9 protein-coding genes are annotated in these 6327 nt (G+C 45.7%); 1 reads left to right on the top strand and 8 read right to left on the bottom strand.

The window, feature by feature from the left end; all coding sequences use genetic code 11:
* Nucleotides 1-246: 246 nt before the first annotated feature.
* Genes BZJ21_RS02590 through BZJ21_RS02575 form a run of 4 tightly spaced genes read right to left on the bottom strand, consistent with a single transcriptional unit; the run spans nucleotide 247 to nucleotide 3216 of the window.
* Nucleotides 247-873, bottom strand: coding sequence for a LysE family translocator (locus BZJ21_RS02590; protein ID WP_077669052.1), 627 nt, complete (start codon nucleotides 871-873; stop codon nucleotides 247-249).
* 58 nt (nucleotides 874-931) lie between these two features.
* Nucleotides 932-1825 carry a dihydrodipicolinate synthase family protein gene (locus BZJ21_RS02585; RefSeq protein ID WP_077669051.1) on the bottom strand — a complete coding sequence of 298 codons (894 nt, stop codon included), beginning with the start codon at nucleotides 1823-1825 and terminating at the stop codon, nucleotides 932-934.
* 58 nt (nucleotides 1826-1883) lie between these two features.
* Nucleotides 1884-2510, bottom strand: a complete 627-nt coding sequence (locus BZJ21_RS02580) for a LysE/ArgO family amino acid transporter (RefSeq protein ID WP_174566332.1) — start codon at nucleotides 2508-2510, stop codon at nucleotides 1884-1886.
* A gap of 1 nt (nucleotide 2511) precedes the next feature.
* Complete coding sequence (locus BZJ21_RS02575) at nucleotides 2512-3216, bottom strand: B3/B4 domain-containing protein (protein WP_077669049.1); 705 nt, start codon at nucleotides 3214-3216, stop codon at nucleotides 2512-2514.
* 45 nt (nucleotides 3217-3261) lie between these two features.
* Between BZJ21_RS02575 and BZJ21_RS02570 the strand changes: the two genes are divergently transcribed.
* Nucleotides 3262-3864: a helix-turn-helix domain-containing protein gene (locus BZJ21_RS02570; RefSeq protein ID WP_077669048.1), complete on the top strand. Its 603-nt coding sequence runs from the start codon at nucleotides 3262-3264 to the stop codon at nucleotides 3862-3864.
* Between the two features lie 146 nt (nucleotides 3865-4010).
* On the opposite strand, the gene BZJ21_RS02565 is transcribed toward BZJ21_RS02570, so the two are convergent.
* From BZJ21_RS02565 to BZJ21_RS02550, 4 genes are read right to left on the bottom strand one after another with little or no spacing between them, the layout of a single operon-like run.
* Nucleotides 4011-4433: a CBS domain-containing protein gene (locus BZJ21_RS02565; protein ID WP_077520243.1), complete on the bottom strand. Its 423-nt coding sequence runs from the start codon at nucleotides 4431-4433 to the stop codon at nucleotides 4011-4013.
* Complete coding sequence (locus tag BZJ21_RS02560; protein ID WP_077669047.1) at nucleotides 4430-4780, bottom strand: P-II family nitrogen regulator; 351 nt, start codon at nucleotides 4778-4780, stop codon at nucleotides 4430-4432. Before BZJ21_RS02560 ends, BZJ21_RS02565 begins: the two co-directional genes overlap by 4 nt.
* Nucleotides 4781-4789: 9 nt before the next feature.
* The gene (locus BZJ21_RS02555; protein ID WP_077669046.1) at nucleotides 4790-5572 is read right to left on the bottom strand and encodes a DUF1538 domain-containing protein; all 783 of its coding nucleotides are present in this window, start codon (nucleotides 5570-5572) and stop codon (nucleotides 4790-4792) included.
* Entirely contained in the window at nucleotides 5569-6294 is a 726-nt protein-coding gene (locus BZJ21_RS02550) for a DUF1538 domain-containing protein (RefSeq protein ID WP_077669045.1), read from the bottom strand. Before BZJ21_RS02550 ends, BZJ21_RS02555 begins: the two co-directional genes overlap by 4 nt.
* Between the last annotated feature and the right edge of the window lie 33 nt (nucleotides 6295-6327).

Below are 6327 nucleotides of genomic sequence, written 5' to 3'. Positions count from 1 at the left end.
AAAGCTGGGGATCACGGTCAAGACATATGTGACACTAAAAGCTGCAAATGATCGCTGGATCACACTATTTTAATTCATTAATTGGCTGCGGAATGACAGGAGTAACGCAAAAAGGATAAGTCGACGTCATTTTGGCTTGGAAATGGACATTTCTATTTCAGTGATTTTACTAAATTAGCAAGTCATAGATAACTTCTAGTATGGAAAAAATCAGTTAACTCAGAACTCAATCTTGGTAGTAAAGAACTACTTAATAATATCACCAGTCAAAATTTTCATCCCAGCAAAACCAAAAAAAGCAGCAAACGTACATTCAAACATAACTTTCGATTTTAGATAGGTACTTCTCGCTCTATGGTTGGAGAAAAGAACAGCGTAACCAAGAAAGACACTGGAACTCAACATTCCGACCAACAATATCACCGTCACCAAATCAGAAACCTGCGCAGTTGCAGGAACTCCGATGGAATATAGAGAAGCGAAAGATAGTATGGCTTTAGGATTGGTCAGGTGAATAAATAGGCCTTTGAAGTAAATATTAGACAGTGTTGTTGAATGACTTTGAGATAGGGTCAACTTGGATGTTCCAAAGACAGAACGTAAAGATTTCAACGACAAATAAATCAAATAAGCAGCTCCACAATACCGTACAACTTCAAATACCCAAACATTTGAACTGAGTAGTGCAGCCAAACCAAATGCTGCACTACAAGACCAAACCAGTGAACCCGTGAGCACACCACAGGCTAAGCCTAAGCCGTAAATTCGACCATGACTCATTGATGCACTAGCAATAGCTAATGTCGCAGGTCCAGGACTCGCTATCGCAGCTAATGCTGCCACTAAGATTAGAGGGTAATTAATAGCATCCATTGCAATCATCCTTAACTGTATCTATGTGAGTTATAAGCCCCCAAAAACCATCCTAACATCATGATAATTCTAAACTACTAAGTAATGATGCTAGTTCTGTTCTTTCCTTTCCTTCTAATGCTCTAAGTGGCAATGGCAAACAAGGAGGCTTAACTAAGTTTTGAATCTCAGCCGCTGCAGCCACAACACGAAGGCTTCCTCCATTACGATAGAATAGTTCCCACATCGGAGTTAGTATTTTCGATAGGCGCAAAGCTTCTTGTTTATCTCCTTCTCGCGCTGTTTTTGTGAGCGATTTTGCCACTTCAGGGTATAAACCACCAATGGCTGAATACCAAACGTCACATCCTGCGTTCAATCCACTTGCAGCACAAGAATCACCGCTAATACCTATGGATACATGCTTCGGAATTAAAGTGCGGAGGCGGTTTACTCGATCTAAAGCGGCTTGAGGTTCCATTGGTACACCAGGAATTTTTATTGACCTGACATTGGGTAACTGAGCGATACGCCCGTGCAATTCATCACTGAAATTAAAATGCGTCGTGCCTGGATTGTCATAGACGCACAGAGGCACCGATACCTTAGATGTGACAACTTCATACAACTTATACACTTCATATTCTGTCAACTGTTGATATGACATTGGCGCTAATAACACAGCACTTGCACCTGCTGTTTGAGCATCTTCGGCATTGAGAAGTACATCTCTTAGGTTTAAGGCGCTAATACCAACCATGACTGGTATTTCTTTGGCGTGTTGAACAGCAATTTGTGCGACTCTTTTTCTTTCTTCTCTTGTGAGGTAAGCATAGTTGCCAGTCGAACCCAATACCCCTATAGAATCCATCTCAGCATTAACCAAGCGCTGAATAAGACCTATAAAAGCTTTTTCATCAACAGAATCATCGTACATTGGTGTTAAGGGAAATGCAGATAGCCCAACAAACATAAACTTTACCTTCTAAAATAGAATTAACTTATTGAAAAATAATCGTTATCGCGACGTTCTATATGTATTGGCTTAACAGAGGTGTTGCCAGATTTAATGCAATACTAAACATGATGCATGAAATCACTGAATCTAATATTCGCCATGTTCTGGGCTTACTAAAGAGCGGGATCAACTTGTTAGCCAAATACACCAAGCCATAAAACCATATCCCTGATGCAACCAGCGCACCTATAACAAACAATAGTTTGTCGTCAGGTTCCATTTGAGCAGTCACACCACCAAGGATCACCACCGTATCCAGATAGACATGTGGATTTAAAAAAGTGATAGCCATCGCCATCAAAACGACCTTTACCCAACTCTGAGCTATGTCCGAATTTTCCAACTCTAGGTGACTTGAACCTTTCCAAGCTGATTTGGCAGATTGATAGCCATACCAGAAAAGAAATATTACCCCGCCAAGAGTCAAAATCTCTTTCCATAGCGGTGCCTTATAGAGCAAGGTTCCTATACCCAGTACACCAGTACTGATGAGAAGAATGTCGCCAAGAAAACAAATAGTGGCAACAGACAGTGCGTATTGCTTTTTTAATCCGCACTTTAATAGAAACGCATTTTGGCTGCCGATTGCGACAATCAAACTTCCAGAAACAACGGCCCCCGTTAACAAAGTATTTATCACATCAAACCTCAATGGATTTTGAAGCAAACACCAACGATTGCTCTATCACTGACTCAGGCATGATCACTTGCAAGTGTTTGATCATTTCTTCTCCCGCTTCCTGTAAGTGTTCTAGCGGCATTTCTGGCAAGCTTTCTAGAATAAACCACATGTTACGTGTATCAGATCCAATTCGAGTTCTGACCCCCTGCCTCCAGTTCCAACGACGACAAGTAACGCCTACCTCATCGCGCCAAATTACTTCACCAACATCAGGTTTTTCAATTGAAGTCTCACCATTTTTCATGGTGTCAAAAGATTCAGTACCATCTGCAATAGTAAGTGTTGGTGTTCCTTGATAACTATCCATGTCTTCACCACCAACAGGTATGGCGTATCGAATGCTGATGGCATTATAAATATCAACAATAGGGTCAATGCTCTGCATCACGCCATCTTTTAATACTCGTTTTCGAAGTGCCGCAGCAGAGCAAGGAGTTCTATTTGGTTTAGCGCCAAATTGACGAAAAACATCGCCCCACGCATTGATGTGAGATTCTGACCATGGATAGTCATTCGCAATGACAGAAGAACAAGCTTCTTGCAGAACCTGTTTTGCGTACTCTGGGTTTTGAACTTCCGTTCCTTTTACGGATATGCTCAATGCTTTGAACTCTGGTGCAATGTGGGAAATTCGAGCATCGATTGACGGCACTATAACAACCATTAGATAATTCCTTCAGTGATTCATTTTTATGCAAGATACATTACAATGACCAAAAAAGTCAATATACCGACCGATGGCGGTGCTGATGCTGATTTCATAAATCAGGCTGTAGCAGCAAGGATCAAGGAACATAGAAAACAGCTCAAACTGTCACTGGATGCCTTGTCAAAAAGAGCAGGCATCAGTAAAGGTATGTTAGTCGAAGTTGAGAAAGGTGCGGCTAACCCTAGCATTTCGACGTTGTGTAAACTGTCTGCTGCCCTTGGGATTTCGGTTGCCGATATCGTGAATGTTGCGAGTAACCCAACCGTCAACATCATTGATAAAGAGGACATTCCAACACTATGGATTGGCGAGCACGGTGGTAGCGCCAAACTGCTGGCAGGAACTAGCGGTCCTGATATGATTGAACTATGGCGCTGGGATATGAAGCCATCAGAAATTTTTGAATCATCAGGTCATCCTCAAGGTACGTTTGAACTTTTTCATGTAGAGTCTGGAATACTCACTTTGAATATTGATGGGCAAACCATAGAACTGCTTGAAGGTCAGTCCGCTATAGCTAAAACAGATGTCCCCCATAGCTACTCAAACCAAGCTGATTCGGATTTAGTTTTCACGATGAGTGTTGCAGAGTTACATCGATAGATTCACCAGTTTGGAGGTGAACTCGAATAAGATTTATTAAGGCAAAGTCATACTGGTAATAACTAGATTAGTACTATCCCCAAGTAACAATGGGGCACAAATGAGCTAGTCTCCACTCCCTTAAAACCACCTTTACACCTATCCCCCTAATCCTTCCTATGCTGGCTCTCCACTTCTTCGGCGAGCATGCCGTAGATCACGATCAGGTTATAACTGACCATGCCGAGGACTTGGCCATTTTCGATTACGGGGGCGCGGCTGATGCCGAAGCGTTCGAATAAACGGGCGCAGTATTTCACATTCATATCGGGGGAGACGCTAAGCGCGGGTTTGGTCATAATTTCATAAACATTCACCCGTGATGGCGCGCGGTTTTTGGCGAGCACTTTTTTGGCAATGTCGTTCATTAACACAATGCCGAACTCGTCATGCTCATCGCGTTTATTGACGATAATCGCTTTCACTTCTTGTTCGCGTGCAATGCGGATCGCTTCTTCGACCGTGGTGAGCCCATCAATACACACGGCATGGGCATGCATCACATCTCTGACCGTTTTATGTTGTTTCATAACTCGTCCTTCACCACTTCGGTTAATTCTTGCATTTGGTGGGCCACGCCCACGGCATCTTCCACATCAATTTGCACCGCGATGCCACTGCCGGAGGTGGCATCGAACTCGCCTACATCATTAATGGTTTCGAGTATGGTGCGCGCTAAGTGCTCTTCCACCAGGAAGATGGCTACGTCTCGCTGCACATCCAGCGTCAGCCCTAAAAAGGTTTTTTTCTGAACCAAGCCTTCGCCACGTGCGTTGTTAATAATGGTGGCGCCGGTGGCGCCGGCTTTTCTAGCGGCATCGAGCACCGCATCGGTTTTGGCATCTTCAATAAACGCCATGATTAATTTGAACCGCATAGGCTCTCCTTACGATGAACGCTGTGCGTGCTTTTTTTGTAAATAGGCTGTGATTTGGGCATAGCCCATCACGGTGATCATCGGAAACAAACTGGCAAACGCAATTAAGCCAAACCCATCAAGCATCGGGTTTCTTCCCGGTACGGTAGAGGCTAGCCCCAACCCCAGCGCCGTCACCAAGGGCACGGTGACGGTTGAGGTGGTCACCCCGCCAGAATCATAGGCCAAGGGCACGATAAACGGCGGGGCAAAATAGGTTTGGATCACCACCACCACGTAGCCGGTGATGATGTAATAGTGGAGCGGATCGCCCACCACAATGCGATAACACCCCAAGGCAATCCCCATTGCCACGCCAAGCGCCACCGAGGCGCGCAAGCCATTCACCCGAATCGCCCCGCCCGAAACCTTGGCTGCTTTGATTGCCACCGCAATTAACGAGGGCTCAGCGACCGTGGTGCTAAAGCCAATCGCGGCACCAAAAATATATACCCAATAATACGCTTGCCAGTTAATCTCGCCGCTTGCTTTGATTGCAGCCCCAATAAACTCAGGAGCGGTCAGCTGCTCGGCCATCGACGATCCCAGCGGGAATAGCGCCAACTCCAGCCCCATTAAAAACAGGCTCAAGCCCAAGATGACATAGAAAAAACCGAGAATGATCCGTTTGGGGTTATTGAGTGCTTTGCGTAGTACAAACAGTTGAAAACCAACAAGGATCGCAATAATGGGGATCACATCGCGCACGGTGGAGAAAAAAGTGTCGAGAAACAGGGTGAGGTTATTATTCATGCCACCACCATGCCGTAGGCCATCACGAAAATCATCGGCGATAGCGAGGCGAACGCAATCAAGCCAAAGCCATCCACCATAGGGTTACGCCCTTTGATCACGGTTGCCAACCCCACGCCGAGCGCGGTCACCAATGGCACTGTAATCGTGGAGGTGGTTACCCCACCCGAGTCATAGGCAATGCCGATAATGCTCGGCGGGGCGACCATGGTCATCGCCACCACCAGCAAATAGCCGCCAATGATTAAACGGTGAATCGGCCAGCCTTTTATAATGCGCACCACGCCCAACACAATCGCAAACCCGACCGAGAGCGCCACCGTGATCCTAAGGCCATTGGCGTAGTTGTTTTTAGCCGCTTCGCTGGTGTGTATCATCCCGCCATTGGCGGCGACATCTGCCGCCTCTGCCGCTACCGCGGTGAGTGCGGGTTCGGCAATGGTGGTGCCAAACCCGAGCAGAAACGCGAACGCAATCAACCAGCCTAAACTGCCTTTGTGGGCCAGGGAGTGCGCCATGGATTCGCCAATTGGAAATAGCCCCATGTCTAAGCCGTACACAAATAAGGTCAGCCCCACGACCACCAGCACCAAGCCAAAGGTAATTGAGATCCAGTTGGGCAGCGGTTGTTGCAGCACAATGACCTGAAAAAAGCCAATCACCAAGATAATGGGTAATAGGTCACGAAAGCTTCCCAGCAATGATTTGAATAACGCTTGCATGTAGGCGACATGACTCCTTGCGTATTAACGGTA

The sequence above is a fragment of the Salinivibrio costicola subsp. alcaliphilus genome, assembly GCF_001996185.1.
Classification (GTDB): Bacteria; Pseudomonadota; Gammaproteobacteria; order Enterobacterales; family Vibrionaceae; genus Salinivibrio; species Salinivibrio costicola.
The sequence above is the reverse complement of the archived record's forward strand: the minus strand, read 5'-3'. Positions and strand labels throughout refer to the sequence as shown.

Coding starts and splice junctions, on each gene's coding strand:
- BZJ21_RS02590 (WP_077669052.1), bottom strand. CDS start 873: ATGGATGCTATTAATTACCCTCTAATCTTAGTGGCAGCATTAGCTGCG.
- BZJ21_RS02585 (WP_077669051.1), bottom strand. CDS start 1,825: ATGTTTGTTGGGCTATCTGCATTTCCCTTAACACCAATGTACGATGAT.
- BZJ21_RS02575 (WP_077669049.1), bottom strand. CDS start 3,216: ATGGTTGTTATAGTGCCGTCAATCGATGCTCGAATTTCCCACATTGCA.
- BZJ21_RS02570 (WP_077669048.1), top strand. CDS start 3,262: ATGACCAAAAAAGTCAATATACCGACCGATGGCGGTGCTGATGCTGAT.
- BZJ21_RS02565 (WP_077520243.1), bottom strand. CDS start 4,433: ATGAAACAACATAAAACGGTCAGAGATGTGATGCATGCCCATGCCGTG.
- BZJ21_RS02560 (WP_077669047.1), bottom strand. CDS start 4,780: ATGCGGTTCAAATTAATCATGGCGTTTATTGAAGATGCCAAAACCGAT.
- BZJ21_RS02555 (WP_077669046.1), bottom strand. CDS start 5,572: ATGAATAATAACCTCACCCTGTTTCTCGACACTTTTTTCTCCACCGTG.
- BZJ21_RS02550 (WP_077669045.1), bottom strand. CDS start 6,294: ATGCAAGCGTTATTCAAATCATTGCTGGGAAGCTTTCGTGACCTATTA.